Below are 17,748 nucleotides of genomic sequence, written 5' to 3' on the forward strand. Positions count from 1 at the left end.
CATCAGTAAGTAGGGTGTGTGGCGCAAGCCGCGCACGCGGTTTCGGTTTTGCGAAAGGCACGGATTTGTGGTGCGGCATAAACCGCGTGCGTCGCCTCGGGGCGACACACCCTGCCTAAGGTTCGGCATCCGCAAAAAACGAAGGCATGATTGGAACGGCAAAAGGCCGTCTAAAAGCACAGCTTCGGCGCAGCCAAAAACCGTTTTCAAGGTTTTCAGACGGCCTTTTTGTTTGCGCCGCTTTATTCTTTGTGCGGCTCCCTGCCGTGTTCTTTGTCTTTCATGCGCACGGCCATGAGGGTGTGCAGGCGGCGGTGGTCGGCGCGGGCGACGGTGAACAGCAGCGGCGGCAGGGCGATTTTGTCGCCGCGCACGGGCAGGCGGCCGAGTTCCTGGATGACGAGGCCGCCGATGGTGTCGGCTTCTTCGCCGGAATAATCCGTACCGAAGTAGGCGTTGATGTCTTCGATTTCGGTTACGGCGTTGATGCGCCAGCGTTCGGCGGATACGGGGAAGATGTTGTCGGCGGAGTCGTCTTCGTCGAATTCGTCTTCGATATTGCCGATGATTTGTTCGATGACGTCTTCAAAGGTTACGAGGCCGGAGGTGCCACCGTATTCGTCGACGACGATGGCCATGTGCAGGCGTTGTTCGCGGAAGGTTTTCAAGAGGGCGTTGAGCGATTTGCCTTCGGGGACGAAGCAGGCGGGGCGCAGCAGGCTTTCGAGGTCGAAGGGTTCGCTGCTGCCGATGTATTTGAGCAGGTCTTTGGCGTGGAGGATGCCGAGGATGGTGTCTTTGTCGCCGTCGATGACGGGGAAACGGGAGTGGGCGGTTTCGATGATGTAGGGGATGATGCGTTCCAGGCTGTCGCCGGCTTTGACGACGCTCATCTGCGAGCGGGTAATCATGGCGTCGCGCACTTCGAGTTCGGCGAAGTCGAGGACTTTTTCCAGCCGCTGCATGGTGTCGGCGTCGAAGGCTTGTTGTTCGTGCGCCTGTTGCAGAAGGGCGAGCACGCCTTCGGCGGTGTCGGGGGCGTTGCCGCTGAGGCGGTGGATGATGCGTTCGAGGAGGTTGGGTTTCGACGGGCTGCCGTCCATTGCGTTTGTTCCTATTTGTATGGGTCGGGGTATGCTAACTGATTCAGCAATTCGGTTTCAAGGGTTTCCATTTCTTCGGCTTCGGTGTCTTCGATGTGGTCGTAGCCCATGAGGTGCAGGGTGCCGTGGATGGTGAGGTGGGCGTAGTGCTGCTCGGGGGTTTTGCCTTGTTCGGCGGCTTCTTTGAGGACGATTTGGGGGCAGATGACGAGGTCGCCGTGCAGGCCGTCTGAAAGGGGGGCGCAGGTTTCGCCTTCGTCGAGGGCGAAGCTCAATACGTTGGTGGCGTAGTCTTTGCCACGGTAGTCGCGGTTGCAGGCGCGGGCGGCGGGTTCGTCGAGGAGGATGAGGGAGATTTCGGCGCGGCGGTAGTGCCGTTTGACGGCCTGCCATATCCAGAGGCGGAATTGGTTTTCGGCGGGGGCTTGGGCGGATGATTGGTTGTCGAAATGGAGGTCGAGGCGTTGGCGCAGGATTTTTTGAAAGGGGTGGCGTTTGGCGCGTTTCATGGCGGGTTTGCGGGAAAAAGGGGGGATGATACTGGAAAACGGCGCGGGCGGGCGCAGCTTGTGTTAAGGCCGTCTGAAAACCTGTTTTACAGCTTTCAGACGGCCTCTATGCATATGCGGGTAAGGCAGCCTATTGTTTTTTGCCCGCCATGCCGACGCTTTGTTTGCTGTCGGGGAAATACGCGCCGCCGGCGATTTCGTTGTATTTCGGGCCGAACAGGATGGCGTTGTAGCTACCGCTGCCCCAGTCGGCGGAGCGGGCGTTGCCGTCCACGCCGGTGGTGTTGTCGGGGCGGGTGGCAAGGGCGGCTTCTTCCAGCGTGATGTCGCTTTTGCCGGGCAGGCCGCTAATGCTGCCGCGCCCTTTGCGGGTGGCGAAGTTGACGGTGTAATCGAGTTTGCCGTAGTCCTTTTGGCCGTAGCCGGCTTCGGCGAACGCGCTGCCGGTGTAGTGCGCCTCGCCGCTTTGCGGGATGTCGGCGGCGCGGGTGTGCTCGCCCTGCGCGCCGGCGATGTGCAGTTTGCCGCTTTCCAAACCGCTGCCCTTGGCGGCAACATAAGACGGAATCAGTCCGGCCACTGCCGAGTAGTCCTGCCGGTAGAGCACCAGTTTGCCCCGGTCGGACACTTTGCCGCTGCCGTCTTTGCGCTCGTATTCCAGTTCGGTGATTCTGTCCAACAGTTTGTTGCCCATGTCGAAACCGTCGCCGCTGCGGTAGGTTTTCGTGCGCTCTGCGCCCTGTTTTTCGCTGTCGGTGATGGTGAGGGACGAGTCGGCATCGGGCAGCAGGGTGTTCGATTGCGACGCTTCGATTTTCAGCGTGCGGTAATGGCCTTTGGGCGCGGGAGACGGGGTGAGCGCGTCGCCCAGAGCCTCGCCCGCGCTGCTGCAAGCGGACAATGCCGCCGCTGCGGCAATAAGGCAGATAAAATGGCTTTGTTTCAAAGTTTCCACGGCATAATCCTCGTTTTTTCTCATAAAGAAAGGCAGATAATAGCAGTATTACCGTATAACTTCCATTGCACGGCCTGACCTGCGTCAAATCTTGGGCATGTTAACAATCAGACAGAGGCCGTCTGAAAACGCGGTTTCCCCGCCCAAGCGCACGCTTTCAGACGGCCTGTGTTTTGTTTACAATATTAAGAACCCGTATTCGCCATTTTCACAGGCAGATTTTATGACATAAAAACACGGCTACTGCGTTAAAAATGCTCGCAAGGTACCTAACCTTGCTGCACTTTTTGCCTTGTATCCGCGCTTTTATGTCATAAAATCTGCCTGTGAAAATGGCGAATACAGGTTCTGAGAGAATATTTACATTACCGGAAACAACGGATGAGCTCGAAACACCAAAGCGAACGCAGCGACTGGCGCGCGCAGGAAATGCTGCTTTTGCAACAGGTTGTCCAAAACCTCGGCAAAGACGGCGGCGCGCACCACAGCGCGCTGAAAATCATGCTGCAACTGATGAGCGAATTTTTCGGCCTCAACCAGGGGCGCATCGTGTTGCAGCACCTCCACGACGAAAACGCCTCCATCCGCTACGCCTACGGCATGTCGCCCGAACAGGTCGCGCGCGGCGTTTACGCCCCCGGCGAAGGCATCACCGGCACGGTTTTGCAGCAGTCGCACATGATCGCCGCCGACAACGTGCGCACCGACCCCCTATTTCTCGGCCGCACCGTCCTGCGCAAAGACATCCCCGCCGAACAAACCATGTTCATCGCCCTGCCCGTGGCCGCGCACAACCGCACCTTCGGCGTGCTCGCCTGCCTGCGCGCCCGTTACAGCCCCCGCCCGCTGCACGACGACATCTCCCTGCTGAAAATCCTCGCCACCCTCATCGGCCAGCTCCTTTATATACAGGAAAGCAGCGAAGCCAGCCGCCGCGAGCTGCAAACGCAAAACCGCAAACTCAAACAAACCCTGCAATCGCACAGCCGCCGCTACGGCATCATCGGCTCCTCCGCCCCCCTGCTCAACGCCGTCAGCGAACTCGAACGCGTCGCACACAGCAACGCCAACGTCCTGCTGCTGGGCGAAAACGGCACCGGCAAAGAAATGTTCGCCCGCACCCTGCACACCGCCGGCCGCCGCGTCGGCCAGCCCTTTATCAAAGTCCGCTGCGCCAACAGGGAAAACGGCGAACTCGCCCGCGAAATCTTCGGCAGCGGCGACACCCCCGGCCTGCTCGAACAGGCCGACGGCGGCACCATCTTTTTCGACGAAATCGCCGCCCTGCCCCCCGAACAGCAAAACCGCCTGCTGCAAGTGTTGCAGGAAAACACCGTCTGCCGCACCGACAGCACCGCCGGGCGCAACATCAACGTGCGCATCATCACCGCCACCACCCGCGACTTGGCCGAAGAAGTAGAAAACGGCCGCTTCGACGCCGAGCTTTACTACCGCCTCTACGTCGTCCCCATCCGCCTCCCCTCCCTGCGCGAACGCCGCAGCGACATCCCCGAACTGGCCGCCTTCCTCATGCACCGCATCAACCGCGAAACCGGCAAAAACCTCAACCTCACCGCCGAAGCCGTCGAACAGCTGCAACACTACGCCTGGCCGGGCAACGTATACGAACTCGAACGCTTCCTCACCAAACTCGCCGTGCAAAGCAAAGGCAACATCGCCGACGAAAACGCCGTCTGGCAGCTCCTCACCCGCCAGTCCGCCGCCCCCCTCCCCCGCCCCGCCCCGCCCGCAGGCAAACCCCGCGCCGTCGGCTTCGCCATCCAGGGCAGCCAGCCGCGCCCCTACCTGCAAGCCGACTCCCACTCCCCCGAAAAAATCGAACAAACCCTCGCCTACTGCCGGGGCAACAAAACCCAGGCCGCGCAAATGCTCGGCCTGTCCACCCGCCAGCTCTACTACCGCCTGGACAAAATCAGAAAAAACAAAGAGAAAAAACAACAGGCAAAACAGCGGTAAAGGCGGCAGCCGAATAAACCCGCAGGCATACCCCCGCAGGCATACAAAAGGCCGTCTGAAAAACCGTTTTCCGGTTTTTCAGACGGCCTCCGATATTCAGGTAGGGGGTGTCGCCCCAGCGACGCACGCGGTTTCTGGGCTGCGGAAAGCGTGCAGATTCATTGCATTGCACAAACCGCCTGCGCGGCTTGTGCCACACACCACACCTCGGCGGCAGAGGCCGTCTGAAAGCGCAGCTTCGGCGCAGCCAAAACCCTGATTCCGTCCTTATTCATTCCGTTATTTCCGCCTGCGCGAGAATGACGGAAGGGAGGGGCTAACGTAGCGTGCGTCGCCCCAAGGCGACGCACGCGTTCCCTGCCGCTTCAACCAATCCGCGCTTTTCCCTAAATCCGAACCGCGTGCGTGGCTTGCGCCACACACCCTACCCAATGGCGGAGGCCGTCTGAAAATACCAGCCCATGCTGAACCTGACGTAGGGTGTGTCGCCCTGAGGCGACGCACGCGCTCCCTGCCGCCCAAAGGCCGTCTGAAAACGCAGCTTCCGCTGCACCCCGAAAACCGCGTGCGTGGCTGCGCCACACACCCTACTTTGGCGTTGGAGGCCGTCTGAAAAACCTTCAAATACGGTTTCTACACTGACGAAACCATGTTTTCAGACGGCCTCAAAAAGAAAAACAGCCGCTTGAAACGGCTGTTTGTTTGTATTTTGGTCGGAGTGAAAGGATTCGAACCTTCGACCCCTTGCACCCCATGCAAGTGCGCTACCAGACTGCGCCACACTCCGACTTGGAAAGACGCGCATTATATTGAAGCGTGCCGGATTAGGCAAGTGCCTTTTCGATTTTATCCAGCAGGCCGCCCAATGCGGTGCCGACCTCTTGCGCCGTAGCGGCGGGGCGGCCTTCGGCGTCCAAGCCGTTATGGTTGAACCCGTCGACAAACGGCGCAAACGTGTCTTTCAGCTTCCTGATTTTCACCACATCCGCACGGGTGTATTTGTCCGCACCATAGCCGACAACCATGCCGTGCTCATGCTGCCACTGGGCAAACTGCGCGGGGCTGATCTGCGAGAGCTCGCACAATTCGGCCAGGCTGAAATAACGCCTGGCCGGAATGTCGGGCAGCTTAGCGTTGACGCTGCTTGTCATAGTAATGCTCCACCATGCCTTTGAGCTTCTGGCTGGCATGGAAAGTTACCACGCGGCGGGCGGTAATCGGCACTTCCTCGCCGGTTTTCGGGTTGCGGCCGGGTCGTTGCGGCTTGTCGCGCAACTGGAAATTGCCAAAGCCGGAAATTTTGATTTCCTCGCCGCGCGCCAGCGTGGTGCGGATTTCCTCAAAAAAGAGTTCGACGATTTCTTTGGCATCGTTTTTGCTTACTTTGCTGACTTTATCGACCAAAATATCGGCCAATTCTGCTTTTGTTAGAGTCATGTGTTTACCTTTTGTTGTAACAAGTTGGGGGATTTTACCAATTTTTGTTTGAGATTCAAGCGAATATTCATCCGCGCAATTGTGCGCCCACGGCCTCTGCCGCTGCCACGAGCTGCTGCACCACGGGTTCGACGGCCTCGTCGGTGAGCGTGTTTTCCATGTCTTGCAGGATGATTTTCACCGCCATGCTTTTGCTGTTTTCGGGCAGCCCTGCGCCGCGATACACGTCAAACAGCGCGATTTCCCGCACCAGCGGGCTGTTTACGGCTTTCAGGCTGCCTTCCAGCTCGGCGTATGACACGTTTTCAGGCAGCACAAACGCCAGATCGCGGCGCACACTTTGGAATTTGGACACGGCCTGATAGCGTGTTTTTTCACGGCGGCACACGGCGGCCATGTCGATTTCAAACACCAGCGGGGCTTGCGGCAGGTCGTATTTTTGCAGCCATTTCGGGTGCAGTTCGCCGACAAAGCCGATGGCTTGGCCGTCTGAAACAATTTTGGCGGCGCGGCCGGGGTGCAGCGCGGGATGGGCTGTTTTCACAAACTCAACCGCGCGGCCTTTGAGCAGGTTTTCCACATCGGCCTTGATGTCGTAAAAATCGGCGTTGCGCGTTTTTTCGCCCCACTGCTCAGGCATGGCCGCGCCGTACCACAGGCCGCCGATGCGCTCGTTTTGCGCGAAGCCGCCGTCAGCGTTTTTGGCGAACACACGGGCGATTTCAAAAATGCGCACGCGGTTTTGCTTGCGGTTGAGGTTGTTCTGCAACACTTCCACCAGCCCGCCGATGAGCGTCGAGCGCATCACGGCATACTGCGCTGCCAGCGGGTTTTGCAGGCGGATGGAGTTGTCGTTGGCGGCAAAATCGCATTCCCACGCTTCATCGACAAAGGCGTAGCTGACCACTTCGCGGTAGCCGCGCGCGGCCATTTCGTTGTACACGGCAAAGCGCGGGCGGCGGGTTTCGGGCAGCGGCAGCATTTTCAGGCTGCCTGATGTGGCTTCGTCGGGGATGTTTTCGTAGCCGTACACGCGGCCGATTTCTTCGATTAAATCGGCTTCGATTTCGATGTCGAAACGGAAGCCCGGCGAGGTCGTCTGAAAGCCGTCGGCGGTTTTTTCAGGCTGCAAACCGAGCGTGCGCAGGATGGTTTCAACCTGATCGGCGGCGATGTCCACGCCCAATACTTTGGCTACGCGGTTCAAACGTACGCCCACGCGTTTTTCAGGCAGCAAATCGCCCACGGCCTCCACCATTTCGCCCGCCTGGCCGCCGCAGATTTGCAACACCAATTCGGTGGCGCGCTCGATGGCATCGGCTTGCAAACGGTAGTCCACGCCGCGCTCGAAGCGAAACGAAGAATCCGAGCCGAAGCCGTATTGGCGCGATTTGCCCGCAATCACGGCGGGCGCAAACCACGCCGCTTCCAGCACGATATTGCACGTGCCGTCTGAAACCGCGCTGGCCGCGCCGCCCATCATGCCCGCAATGCTCAACGCGCCTTTTTCGTCGGCAATCACCAGTGTGTTGTCGGCGAGCGTAACGGTTTTTTCGTTCAAACATGCCAACACTTCGCCGTTTTCGGCGCGGCGCACAATGATGCTGCCTGAAATTTTGTCGGCATCAAACACGTGCATCGGCTGGCCGATTTCCAGCATCACATAATTGCCGATGTCTACCAGCGCCGAAATGCTGCGGATGCCGCTGCGTTCCAGCCGCTGCCGCATCCACGCGGGCGTGGCGGCCTGCGCGTTTACATTTTCAATTACGCGGCTGATAAAGCGGCCGCAGTCGGCCGGCGCATCAATACGCACCGGCTGGGTTTTGCCGCTGACTATTGGGGCAGCCTGAATTTTAGTCGACGCAAATTCACAGCCGGTCAGCGCCGCCACTTCGCGGGCAATGCCCTTGATGCTCAAACAATCGGCGCGGTTGGGCGTGATTTTCAGCGTAAACAGCGTGTCGTCCAAATCCAAATAATCGCGGATATTGCCGCCCACCGGCGCATCGCCGGGCAGGATGTGCAGGCCGTCCACGCCGTCATCGGGCAAGCCCAACTCTTTGGCGGAACACAACATTCCGTTCGATACCACCCCGCGCATCTTGGTCGGCTTGATTTTGAAATTGCCCGGCAACACCGCGCCCGGCAGCGAACAGGGCACCTTAATGCCCGGCCGCACATTCGGCGCACCGCAGACAATCTGCACCAACTCGCCCGTACCCGCATCAACTTGGGTTACGTTCAAACGGTCGGCATCCGGATGTTTTTCAACAGATTTTACTTCCGCCACCACCACACCCGAAAACGCAGGCGCAGCAGGCTCGCTCTCTTCCACTTCCAGACCGGACATGGTCAGCAAGTGCGAAAGCTCATCGGCAGAAAGATTAGGATTGGCTTGGGTTTTGAGCCAGGAGTAGGAGAATTGCATGGTTTTGCTCTTTCGGATTTAAAATTTGATGGTTGTCCTGTTTTGGATATTTTCTTCTTCAAGCAATGCTGCCAAATCGTTATAGAGACCTGACAAAGGTCTCAGAAAATCTGTACCGTTGATATTCTTTGGCATTTCATGATTCTGCCGCTGATAAAATTCTCTGACTTCTTCATAAGTACTTATTTCTGCTTCCTGCTGATCTCGGGAAACCGGAACATCCGGCAGATATATAGCCAAAAATCCGACCCTTTGAAAATTGCGGATTTTTGCCTTGTTCGGCGGTCAGTCTGTCCATCAGAATAGGTCGTCTGAAACGTTTGCTAAAAACCTGTGTGAATTCAGGACGTAATGCGTCGCGAATTTGGGAGCCGGCGTCTCTATCGAATCGCTCTTGTACTTTAACAGGCAGCCTGAAAACTTTTCAGATGGCCTTTTCAAGAAAACTGCTTCAAAAACGCCAAATCATTGTCAAAAAACAGCCGCAAGTCGTTTACGCCGTAGCGCAGCATGGCGAAGCGGTCGAGGCCGATGCCGAAGGCAAAACCAGTGTATTTTTCGGGGTCGATGTTGACGTTTTTCAATACGTTGGGATGCACCATGCCGCAGCCGCCGACTTCCAGCCATTTGCCGTTTTCGCCCATGATGTCGATTTCGGCGGACGGTTCGGTGAACGGGAAGAAAGACGGGCGGAAACGTACTTGCAAATCATCGCGTTCGAAAAAGCGGCGGATGAAATCGGTAAACACGGCTTTCAAATCGGCGAAAGTTACGCCCTCTTCTACCCACAAGCCTTCGGCCTGATGGAACATTGGCGAGTGGGTGGCATCGCTGTCCACGCGGTACACGCGGCCGGGGGCAATGATGCGGATGGGCGGCTCTTTTTTGTTGAGCATATAGCGGATTTGAATCGGCGAGGTGTGGGTGCGCAGCACGTCGCCGTTTTCAACGTAAAAGGTATCCTGCATGGCGCGGGCGGGGTGGTCTTGCGGGATATTGAGGGCTTGGAAATTGTGGAAATCGTCTTCGATCTCTGGGCCGTCGGCCACTTCAAAACCCATGCCGTGAAAGAGTTCTACCACGCGTTGCAAAGTCAGGGTAACAGGGTGCAAACCACCCTGCTCTTGAGCGCGGCCGGGCAATGTGATGTCGAGTGCTTCGGCGGCCAGACGCTCTTGCAGCTTGGCTTCATTGAGCGCATCGCGTTTGGCATTGTAGGCCGTCTGAAAGCGGTTTTTGCACTCGTTGATGTGCGCACCGACGGTTTTGCGCTCTTCGGGCGACATTTGACCAAGCTGTTTGAGCAAGGCATTCAGTTCGCCGGTTTTACCGAGATACTGGGCTTTGACAAGTTCGAGGGTCTGCTGGTCGGCAGCGGCTTCAATGGCGGCGATGCCTGCGGCAACGATACGGTTTGCATTTTCCATAAGATTCTTTACGCCTGTCGGTTTAAGATTGGGCACAGATTCAAACGAAAAGGCCGTCTGAAAATTCAGACGGCCTTTTACAATCCATCACGGCCAATCCGTTTAATATTGAATTGGCGGTATTTTATCGCAAACCCGATTGAAAAAACAGGGGTTTCGTTAAAAAAATCAAATATATAAAAAAAGGAAACCGAAGTTTCCTTTTTAAATTCAAATTAAGCTGCCAATGCGGCTTTTGCTTTTTCAACCAACTGTGCAAACACAGCTTTGTCGAATACTGCCAAATCAGCCAATACTTTGCGGTCGATTTCGATCGCAGCGCGTTTCAGGCCGTTCATGAATTTGCTGTAAGACAGACCGTTTTCACGCGCACCAGCGTTGATACGGGCAATCCAAAGCTGACGGAACTGACGTTTGCGCTGACGACGGTCACGGTAGGCGTACTGACCTGCCTTCATTACCGCCTGTTTGGCAATACGATAGACGTTTTTGCGACGACCGCGATAGCCTTTGGCTAACGCTAATACTTTTTTATGACGGGCACGTGCGGTTACACCGCGTTTTACGCGTGGCATAGTTCAAACTCCTTTTAAGCGTAGGGTAACATTTTGGCAACGGAAGCCAAATCGCGGTCGTTCACCATAGAAGTACCACGCAGTTGGCGTTTGTTTTTCGTTGTCTTTTTGGTCAAAATATGGCGTTTGAACGCATGGGCGCGTTTGACACCACCGTTACCCAGCACTTTAAAGCGTTTTTTCGCACTGGATTTGGTTTTCATTTTAGGCATAGGAAAACTCCGTTCGTTATTAGATAAGGCATCAGGGGGTTTTAACATAAAACACTTAACCCAAAACACCACGGTTTTTTGTCGTCTGATAAAAATGCCCTTACGACAATCAGAGCAATTTTATAATTTTAACGTTATTTTTTCTTAGGTGCAATCATCATCACCATTTGGCGGCCTTCCATTTTTGGAAACTGCTCGATTTGAGCCACTTCGGCCAAATCCTCTTTCACCCGTTCCAAAAGCTGTGCGCCCAACTGTTGGTGCGCCATTTCGCGGCCACGGAAACGCAAGGTTACTTTCACTTTGTCGCCGTCTGCCAAAAAACGGTTGATATTGCGCATTTTAATTTGGTAATCACCTTCGTCCGTACCCGGACGGAATTTGATTTCCTTGATTTGCACCTGTTTTTGGTTTTTCTTGGCTTCGTCGCGTTTTTTGGCCTGCTGGTATTTGTATTTGCCAAAATCCATGAGTTTGCATACAGGAGGCTTGGCAGTTGGGGAGATTTCCACCAAATCCACATCCTGTTCTTCAGCCATAGCCAAAGCCTCACGGACAGATACGACACCAAGCTGCTCGCCTGTACCACTGATCAATCGCACTTCTTTAGCGGTAATTTCACCGTTGATTCGTGCTTCGCGTTCTTGAGCGATGGTAATACTCCTTTAAAAAATTAATTAGTTACAAAGATTCGGCGATTTCGCGTTTCAATTGGGCGATAAAATCGTCAACCTTTAAAGAACCCAAATCTTCTGCCTTGCGGCGCACGGCCACTTGGCCGTTTTCTTTTTCCTTGTCGCCCACCACAATTTGGTAAGGGAAACGGTATTGGCTGTTGTCGCGGATTTTGTAGCCGATTTTTTCGTTACGCAAATCCAGCTCCACCCTGAAACCTTCCGCACGCAGTTTTTCCACCACTTTGCGGCAGTAATCAGCCTGATGTTCGGTGATATTCATGACCACCATTTGAACAGGTGCCAGCCACAACGGGAACGAACCGGCGTGGTTTTCAATCAAAATGCCGATAAAGCGTTCCAGCGAACCCAAAATAGCGCGGTGCAGCATAACAGGGCGGGCACGGCCGTTGCTTTCGGTAACGTATTCAGCATCCAAACGCTCGGGAAGAACAAAGTCCAATTGCAGCGTGCCGCACTGCCAAGAACGGCCGATGGCATCTTTGACGTGGTATTCGATTTTCGGCCCGTAGAACGCGCCCTCTCCCGGCAGCTCTTCCCATTCGACACCGCAGGCAGTCAGCGCATCGCGCAGACCTTGTTCGGCCTTATCCCAAATGTCGTCTGAACCTGCACGCTTTTCCGGACGCAGGGACAATTTCACCGCAACATCATGGAAACCGAATTGTTTGTAGATGCGCACCAGCAGCTCGTTAAAACGGCGTGCTTCTTCAACAATCTGATCTTCGGTGCAGAAAATATGGGCATCATCCTGCACAAAGCCGCGCACACGCATCAAACCGTGCAGCGCACCGCTCGGCTCATTGCGGTGGCACGAGCCGAATTCGGCCAAGCGCATGGGTAGATCGCGGTAGGAACGCAGGCTGTTGTTGAAAATCTGGACATGGCCGGGGCAGTTCATCGGTTTGACCGCATATTCGCGTTTTTCCGATTGGGTAACAAACATATTGTCTTTGTAGTTATCCCAGTGTCCGGAACGCTCCCAGAAGGTTTTGTCCATAATCTGCGGGGTTTTGACTTCGCGATAGCCCGCAGCGTCCAACTCTTTGCGCATATGCTGTTCGATAGCCTGCCACAAAGCCCAACCGCGCGGATGCCAGAACACCATGCCCGGTGCTTCTTCTTGCAGATGGAACAAATCCAACTGTTTGCCCAATTTGCGGTGGTCGCGTTTTTCGGCTTCTTCGATACGCTGGATATAGGCTTTCAATTCGTCTTTGCTTGCCCACGCCGTGCCGTAGATGCGTTGCAGCATTTCGTTGTTGCTGTCGCCGCGCCAGTATGCGCCCGCCAGTTTGGTCAGCTTAAAATTTTTGAGGAAACGGGTGTTCGGCACATGGGGACCGCGACACATATCGACGTATTCCTGATGATGATACAAGCCCATCGCTTCGACTTCGGGCATGTCTTCAATCAGGCGCAGTTTGTATTCTTCGCCGCGATCTTGGAAAGTTTTGATGGTTTCGGCACGCGGTGTCATCACTTTGACGACATCGTAATCCTGATTGATCAGCTCTTTCATGCGCGCTTCGATGGCGGCAACATCTTCGGGCGTAAACGGTTTTTCTGTGGCGATGTCGTAATAAAAGCCGTCTTCAATTACAGGACCGATCACCATTTTGGCATCGGGATAGAGCTGTTTGACTGCGTGTCCGACCAAGTGGGCGCAGGAGTGGCGGATGATTTCCACGCCTTCTTTGTCTTTCGGGGTAATGATTTGAACGGTCGAATCCTCGGTAATCGGGTCGCACGCGTCAACCAATCTGCCGTTTACCTTGCCCGCCACCGTCGCTTTCGCCAGGCCCGCACCGATAGAGGCGGCAATCTGCGCCACGGTTACAGGGGCTTCGTACTGGCGGACGGAACCGTCGGGCAGGGTAATGTTCAACATCAAAAACTCCGGAAACATTATAAAAATAACGGCATAAATGCCGTTTTGAGAATTCTGGTAGGCACGATTGGACTCGAACCAACGACCCCCACCATGTCAAGGTGGTGCTCTAACCAACTGAGCTACGTGCCTGTATAAGAAAGCGCGGATTGTACCGACCGGCGGCGGGGTTTGCAAGCGGGTTTGCGTTTTTCAGACGGCCTGTTGCCTGTTTGCCGCCGCATTTTGTTTTTCAGACGGCCTCAAACGCTGCCCAAACATATCATGAGGCCGTCTGAAAACTATGCCGTCTGTTTTGCGCGTTTGCCGAACCAAACGAAGCCAGCCACGCCCAGCACCAGCATCGGCAGGCTGAGCCACTGCCCCATCGACAGCCCCAGCGTCAGCAGGCCGAGGTAGTCGTCGGGCTGGCGGGCGTATTCGGCGATGAAGCGGAACAGGCCGTAACCGGCGAGGAACAGCATGGCGGTCTGCCCCGTCGGGCGCGGTTTGCCTGAAAACCACCACACGATTGCGAACAGCAGCACGCCTTCGAGGGCGAACTGGTAAAGCTGGGAAGGGTGGCGCGGCAGCGCGCCGTATTGCGCGAGCCACCCGCCCCACTGCGCATTGCCCGCCGCCAGCCGCGCGTCGGCTTCGGCGGCCTGCGGGAAACCCATCGCCCAGAAGGCGGCGGGGTCGGTGATCCGCCCCCACAACTCGCCGTTGATGAAATTGCCGATGCGCCCCGAGGCGAGGCCGAGCGGCACGAGCGGGGCGATGAAATCGAGCACCTGCATCCATTTGAGACCGTTTTTGCGGGCAAACAGGCAGCTTGCCGCCAGCACGCCGAGAAAGCCGCCGTGGAAGGACATGCCGCCGTTCCATACCTTGACAATGTCCGCCGGATGGGCGAGGTAGTATTCCGGCTGGTAAAACAGCACAAAGCCGAGCCGCCCGCCGAGTATCACGCCGAGCACGCCCCAGGTGAGGAAGTCGTCGAGCATTTCCACGGTAAACGGCGTGCCGCCTTGTTTGATGCGGTATCGGCCGAGCCACATAAACAGCACGAAGCCGACGATGTAGCTGAGCGCGTACCAGCGGATGGCGAGCGGCCCCAGTTGCAGGGCAACCGGGTCGAACTGCGGGTGGATAATCATGTTTTGCTGTGTTCCTGAAAACGCAAAAGGCGGCATTATACGCAAAACCCGCTTTTCAGACGGCCTTTCGGCTATAATCGCCCGCTTTTCAACCGTTTTCAAAACATTACGCCATGCAGCCCCTGAAAAACGACACTTTTTTACGCGCCCTGTTGAAACAGCCCGTCGAATACACCCCGATTTGGATGATGCGCCAGGCCGGCCGCTATCTGCCCGAATACAAAGCCACCCGCGCACAGGCGGGCAGTTTTTTGGATTTGTGCAAAAACACCGAACTGGCCACCGAAGTAACCGTCCAGCCGCTCGAACGCTTTGATTTGGATGCGGCGATTCTGTTTTCCGACATTCTCACCGTGCCCGACGCGATGGGCTTGGGGCTGTATTTTGCCGAGGGCGAGGGGCCGAAATTCGAGCGGCCGCTGCAAAACGAGGCGGATATTGCCAAGCTGCAAGTGCCCGATATGGCGCGTTTGCAGTATGTGTTTGACGCAGTGTCATCCATCCGCCGCACCTTAAACGGCCGCGTGCCGCTGATCGGTTTTTCCGGCAGCCCGTTCACGCTGGCGTGTTATATGGTTGAGGGCGGCAGCAGCAAGGAATTCCGCACCATCAAAACCATGATGTATTCGCGCCCCGATCTGCTGCACAAAATTTTGGACGTGAACGCGCAGGCCGTTACCGCCTACCTCAACGCCCAAATCGACGCGGGCGCACAGGCGGTGCAGATTTTCGACACCTGGGGCGGCGTGTTGAGCGACGCGGCGTTTGAAGAGTTCAGTCTGCGCTATATGAAACAGATTGTGTCGGGTTTGAAACGCGAAAGCGAAGGCCGCCGCGTGCCCGTGATTCTGTTTGCCAAAGGCGGCGGGCTGTGGCTGGAAAAAATGGCCGACGCGGGTGCGGACGCGCTGGGCTTGGATTGGACGTGCAACATCGGCGAAGCCCGCCGCCGCGTGGGCGGCAAAATGGCCTTGCAGGGCAATTTCGACCCGTTCGCGCTGTTTGGCACGCCCGAAGCCATCCGCGCCGAAGCGGGGCGGATTCTGGCCGACTACGGCAGCGGCAGCGGCCATGTGTTCAACTTGGGACACGGCATCAGCCAGTTTGCCGACCCCGAACACGCCAAAATTTTGGTGGACGCGGTGCACGAACTTTCGCGCCAATACCACGCCTGAACAACATCAATCACGAATAAGGCCGTCTGAAAAACCGTTTTTCAGACGGCCTTTACGCAGATTTCCAACACCTGCCGCCAACCGCCCTTTCGGCCGCATCCCGCAAAAAATCCGCCCGAAAACACCGTTACAATATAACTGAATGTTGTTATAATATGTAACAAACAAAGAAAGGCCGTCTGAAAAGCGTTTCGCCGCTACCGCAGCGGCCTCATCCCAAAAACCGTTAACAAAGGAAACATCATGGGCGAGAACGAAGCCGCCGCCATCAAACAACCCCCGCGCCTGTTTGCCGAAACCCAGCAAATCATCGCCGAAATCGAAAACCGCCTCAACGCCCCGCTTTTGTGCTACTGGAACAGCCTCGGCGGCAGCATCTACCGCAACGACGTACTCGCCCTCTACCGCATCCTCGAACACGCCGGCCGCCACGACACACTCTACCTCTTCATCAAAAGCGACGGTGGTTCGGGCAAAGAAGCCCTGCGCATGATCAACCTCATCCGCAGCAGGTGCAACCGCCTGGTCAGCCTCATCCCCCTGCAATGCGCCTCCGCCGCCACCATGATGGCCATCGGCGCGGACGAAATCCAAATGGGTCCCATGGCCTATTTAAGCTCCGTGGACACCTCCCTCACCCACGACCTCTCCCCCATCGACCGCGACAACGACCGCGTCTCCGTCAGCCTCGACGAACTCAACCGCGTCGTCAAACTCTGGCAGAAAAACACCGAAGACACCGGCTCCAACCCCTACAAATCCCTGTTCGACTACGTCCACCCCCTCGTCATCGGCGCAGTGGACAGAGCCGAATCCCTCTCCATCAAACTGTGCGAAGAGCTGCTTTCCTACCACATCGACGACCCCGTCCACGTCCGCAGCATCGCCGAAACCCTCAACTCCGGCTACCCCTCGCACGGCTACCCCATCCTCACCAAAGAAGCCCGCCGCATCGGCCTCAATGCCGGCGAACTCGACAAAACCGCCAACGACCTCCTGCTCGCCCTCAACGCCCGATACAGCGAAATGGGGCAGCGCGCCATCACCGACTTCGACGACACCCGCTCCCACTCCAACGAAATCCTCAACATCCTCGAAGCGCGCGGCATCCAGGTTTTCTACCAAAACGACAAAGAATGGTTCTACCGCACCGAAGAACGCCGCTGGATCACCCTCAACGACAACTCCCACTGGCACGTAACCGAAAGCGACGGCAACGGCGGCGAAAAACAATCCATCCTCCACCTCTCGTAAACCCAGGGGTCTGTTGGCACTCGGCTTGCAAGCGGTTTTTTGAGAAAAAATGCCCGAATGCAAGGAAAAAAGCACAGCAAGGTTAGACACCTGCGGGCATTTTTGACGCGGCAGGCGGGTGTTTTTTACCAAAAAACCGCTTCGCAAGCCGAGTGTCAACAGACCCCATGGCCGTCTGAAAACGCAGTTCCGGCGCAACCAAAACGGAAAACCCGTTTTTCAGACGGCCTCAAACCACCCGAACGGACAACCCATGCACACTTGGACCCAAGCCCTCGCCGCCGAAAAACAACAGCCCTACTTCCGACACATCCTCGACACCGTCCGCGCCGAACGCGCCGCCGGCCAAACAATCTACCCCCCCGCCGCCGACGTATTCAACGCCTTCAAAGCCACCGAATTTGCCGCCGTCAAAGCCGTCATCCTCGGCCAAGACCCCTACCACGGCGCAGGCCAGGCACACGGCCTCGCCTTCTCCGTGCGCCCGAACATCCCCGTTCCCCCCTCCCTGCAAAACATCTACAAAGAACTCGCCGACGACCTCCCCGGCTTTACCATCCCCGCCCACGGCTGCCTGCAACACTGGGCGGAACAAGGCGTGCTCCTGCTCAACACCGTCCTCACCGTCCGCGCCGGACAAACCCACTCCCACGCCGCACTCGGCTGGGAAACCTTCACCGACACCGTCATCCGCCGCCTCGCCCAAGAGCGCGAACACCTCGTCTTCATCCTCTGGGGCAGCCACGCCCAAAAAAAGGGCGCGTTCATCGACCGCAGCCGCCACCTCGTCCTCACCTCCCCCCACCCCTCCCCCCTCTCCGCCTACCGGGGCTTCTTCGGCAGCCACCCCTTCTCCAAAACCAACGCCTACCTCGCCGCCCACGGCCAAACCCCCATCGACTGGCAGGTATAGCAAACAAAAAGGCCGTCTGAAAACCCGTTTTACGGTTTTCAGACGGCCTCACACC

Annotated in this window: 18 protein-coding genes and 2 tRNA genes; 4 read left to right on the top strand and 16 right to left on the bottom strand. The window is 56.7% G+C overall.

Annotated elements, in window-relative coordinates; all coding sequences use genetic code 11:
* Positions 1-242: 242 nt before the first annotated feature.
* The 3 genes from H3L91_RS11980 to H3L91_RS11990 all read right to left on the bottom strand — a co-directional run bounded on the left by H3L91_RS11980 (position 243) and on the right by H3L91_RS11990 (position 2,567).
* Positions 243-1,103, bottom strand: coding sequence for a CorC family transporter (locus H3L91_RS11980; RefSeq protein ID WP_007341256.1), 861 nt, complete (start codon positions 1,101-1,103; stop codon positions 243-245).
* A gap of 11 nt (positions 1,104-1,114) precedes the next feature.
* The gene (gene ybeY / locus H3L91_RS11985) at positions 1,115-1,612 is read right to left on the bottom strand and encodes an rRNA maturation RNase YbeY (protein ID WP_007341257.1); all 498 of its coding nucleotides are present in this window, start codon (positions 1,610-1,612) and stop codon (positions 1,115-1,117) included.
* A 130-nt stretch (positions 1,613-1,742) separates the two neighbouring features.
* Entirely contained in the window at positions 1,743-2,567 is an 825-nt protein-coding gene (locus tag H3L91_RS11990; RefSeq protein ID WP_169310095.1) for a factor H binding protein domain-containing protein, read from the bottom strand.
* Between the two features lie 381 nt (positions 2,568-2,948).
* Between H3L91_RS11990 and H3L91_RS11995 the strand changes: the two genes are divergently transcribed.
* Positions 2,949-4,544, top strand: coding sequence for a sigma-54-dependent Fis family transcriptional regulator (locus H3L91_RS11995; protein ID WP_007341260.1), 1,596 nt, complete (start codon positions 2,949-2,951; stop codon positions 4,542-4,544).
* A gap of 710 nt (positions 4,545-5,254) precedes the next feature.
* Here the strand turns inward: H3L91_RS11995 and H3L91_RS12000 are convergent.
* From H3L91_RS12000 to lgt, 12 genes are all read right to left on the bottom strand, one after another.
* Positions 5,255-5,331, bottom strand: a tRNA-Pro gene (locus tag H3L91_RS12000).
* Positions 5,332-5,368: 37 nt separating this feature from the next.
* Positions 5,369-5,695, bottom strand: a complete 327-nt coding sequence (locus H3L91_RS12005; protein WP_007341264.1) for a hypothetical protein — start codon at positions 5,693-5,695, stop codon at positions 5,369-5,371.
* Positions 5,673-5,981 (bottom strand): integration host factor subunit alpha, encoded by a 309-nt coding sequence (locus H3L91_RS12010; protein ID WP_040658438.1) that lies wholly within the window; start codon positions 5,979-5,981, stop codon positions 5,673-5,675. Before H3L91_RS12010 ends, H3L91_RS12005 begins: the two co-directional genes overlap by 23 nt.
* 67 nt (positions 5,982-6,048) lie before the next feature.
* Positions 6,049-8,412, bottom strand: a complete 2,364-nt coding sequence (gene pheT, locus H3L91_RS12015; RefSeq protein WP_007341266.1) for a phenylalanine--tRNA ligase subunit beta — start codon at positions 8,410-8,412, stop codon at positions 6,049-6,051.
* A gap of 18 nt (positions 8,413-8,430) precedes the next feature.
* Positions 8,431-8,652, bottom strand: a complete 222-nt coding sequence (locus H3L91_RS12020; protein WP_007341267.1) for a hypothetical protein — start codon at positions 8,650-8,652, stop codon at positions 8,431-8,433.
* A 197-nt stretch (positions 8,653-8,849) separates the two neighbouring features.
* Positions 8,850-9,839 carry a phenylalanine--tRNA ligase subunit alpha gene (gene pheS, locus H3L91_RS12025; protein ID WP_007341268.1) on the bottom strand — a complete coding sequence of 330 codons (990 nt, stop codon included), beginning with the start codon at positions 9,837-9,839 and terminating at the stop codon, positions 8,850-8,852.
* Between the two features lie 215 nt (positions 9,840-10,054).
* Positions 10,055-10,414 carry a 50S ribosomal protein L20 gene (rplT, locus tag H3L91_RS12030; protein WP_040658440.1) on the bottom strand — a complete coding sequence of 120 codons (360 nt, stop codon included), beginning with the start codon at positions 10,412-10,414 and terminating at the stop codon, positions 10,055-10,057.
* A 14-nt stretch (positions 10,415-10,428) separates the two neighbouring features.
* Positions 10,429-10,626 (bottom strand): 50S ribosomal protein L35, encoded by a 198-nt coding sequence (rpmI, locus tag H3L91_RS12035; protein ID WP_002232040.1) that lies wholly within the window; start codon positions 10,624-10,626, stop codon positions 10,429-10,431.
* Between the two features lie 134 nt (positions 10,627-10,760).
* Complete coding sequence (infC, locus tag H3L91_RS12040) at positions 10,761-11,285, bottom strand: translation initiation factor IF-3 (protein WP_081458552.1); 525 nt, start codon at positions 11,283-11,285, stop codon at positions 10,761-10,763.
* 22 nt (positions 11,286-11,307) lie between these two features.
* The gene (thrS, locus tag H3L91_RS12045; protein ID WP_040659235.1) at positions 11,308-13,212 is read right to left on the bottom strand and encodes a threonine--tRNA ligase; all 1,905 of its coding nucleotides are present in this window, start codon (positions 13,210-13,212) and stop codon (positions 11,308-11,310) included.
* A gap of 55 nt (positions 13,213-13,267) precedes the next feature.
* A tRNA-Val gene (locus H3L91_RS12050) sits at positions 13,268-13,344 on the bottom strand.
* Between the two features lie 149 nt (positions 13,345-13,493).
* Positions 13,494-14,351 (bottom strand): prolipoprotein diacylglyceryl transferase, encoded by an 858-nt coding sequence (gene lgt / locus H3L91_RS12055; protein ID WP_040658468.1) that lies wholly within the window; start codon positions 14,349-14,351, stop codon positions 13,494-13,496.
* A gap of 113 nt (positions 14,352-14,464) precedes the next feature.
* Between lgt and hemE the strand changes: the two genes are divergently transcribed.
* Positions 14,465-15,526 carry a uroporphyrinogen decarboxylase gene (gene hemE / locus H3L91_RS12060; protein WP_007341274.1) on the top strand — a complete coding sequence of 354 codons (1,062 nt, stop codon included), beginning with the start codon at positions 14,465-14,467 and terminating at the stop codon, positions 15,524-15,526.
* Between the two features lie 6 nt (positions 15,527-15,532).
* Here hemE and H3L91_RS12065 read toward each other — a convergent pair whose 3' ends face one another.
* On the bottom strand, positions 15,533-15,802 hold the full coding sequence (locus tag H3L91_RS12065; protein ID WP_007341275.1) for a hypothetical protein: 270 nt from the start codon (positions 15,800-15,802) through the stop codon (positions 15,533-15,535).
* Here H3L91_RS12065 and H3L91_RS12070 point away from each other — a divergent pair.
* Positions 15,770-16,780 (top strand): Clp protease/crotonase-like domain-containing protein, encoded by a 1,011-nt coding sequence (locus H3L91_RS12070; protein WP_007341276.1) that lies wholly within the window; start codon positions 15,770-15,772, stop codon positions 16,778-16,780. The two genes, H3L91_RS12065 and H3L91_RS12070, sit on opposite strands and share 33 nt — an antisense overlap.
* A 253-nt stretch (positions 16,781-17,033) precedes the next feature.
* Entirely contained in the window at positions 17,034-17,693 is a 660-nt protein-coding gene (gene ung, locus H3L91_RS12075) for a uracil-DNA glycosylase (RefSeq protein WP_040658470.1), read from the top strand.
* Positions 17,694-17,748: the final 55 nt, after the last annotated feature.

Origin of the sequence: Neisseria bacilliformis (assembly GCF_014055025.1) — a bacterium.
Classification (GTDB): Bacteria; Pseudomonadota; Gammaproteobacteria; order Burkholderiales; family Neisseriaceae; genus Neisseria; species Neisseria bacilliformis.

Coding starts and splice junctions, on each gene's coding strand:
- H3L91_RS11980 (WP_007341256.1), bottom strand. CDS start 1,103: ATGGACGGCAGCCCGTCGAAACCCAACCTCCTCGAACGCATCATCCAC.
- ybeY (WP_007341257.1), bottom strand. CDS start 1,612: ATGAAACGCGCCAAACGCCACCCCTTTCAAAAAATCCTGCGCCAACGC.
- H3L91_RS11995 (WP_007341260.1), top strand. CDS start 2,949: ATGAGCTCGAAACACCAAAGCGAACGCAGCGACTGGCGCGCGCAGGAA.
- H3L91_RS12005 (WP_007341264.1), bottom strand. CDS start 5,695: ATGACAAGCAGCGTCAACGCTAAGCTGCCCGACATTCCGGCCAGGCGT.
- H3L91_RS12010 (WP_040658438.1), bottom strand. CDS start 5,981: ATGACTCTAACAAAAGCAGAATTGGCCGATATTTTGGTCGATAAAGTC.
- pheT (WP_007341266.1), bottom strand. CDS start 8,412: ATGCAATTCTCCTACTCCTGGCTCAAAACCCAAGCCAATCCTAATCTT.
- pheS (WP_007341268.1), bottom strand. CDS start 9,839: ATGGAAAATGCAAACCGTATCGTTGCCGCAGGCATCGCCGCCATTGAA.
- rplT (WP_040658440.1), bottom strand. CDS start 10,414: ATGCCACGCGTAAAACGCGGTGTAACCGCACGTGCCCGTCATAAAAAA.
- rpmI (WP_002232040.1), bottom strand. CDS start 10,626: ATGCCTAAAATGAAAACCAAATCCAGTGCGAAAAAACGCTTTAAAGTG.
- thrS (WP_040659235.1), bottom strand. CDS start 13,212: ATGTTGAACATTACCCTGCCCGACGGTTCCGTCCGCCAGTACGAAGCC.
- lgt (WP_040658468.1), bottom strand. CDS start 14,351: ATGATTATCCACCCGCAGTTCGACCCGGTTGCCCTGCAACTGGGGCCG.
- hemE (WP_007341274.1), top strand. CDS start 14,465: ATGCAGCCCCTGAAAAACGACACTTTTTTACGCGCCCTGTTGAAACAG.
- H3L91_RS12070 (WP_007341276.1), top strand. CDS start 15,770: ATGGGCGAGAACGAAGCCGCCGCCATCAAACAACCCCCGCGCCTGTTT.
- ung (WP_040658470.1), top strand. CDS start 17,034: ATGCACACTTGGACCCAAGCCCTCGCCGCCGAAAAACAACAGCCCTAC.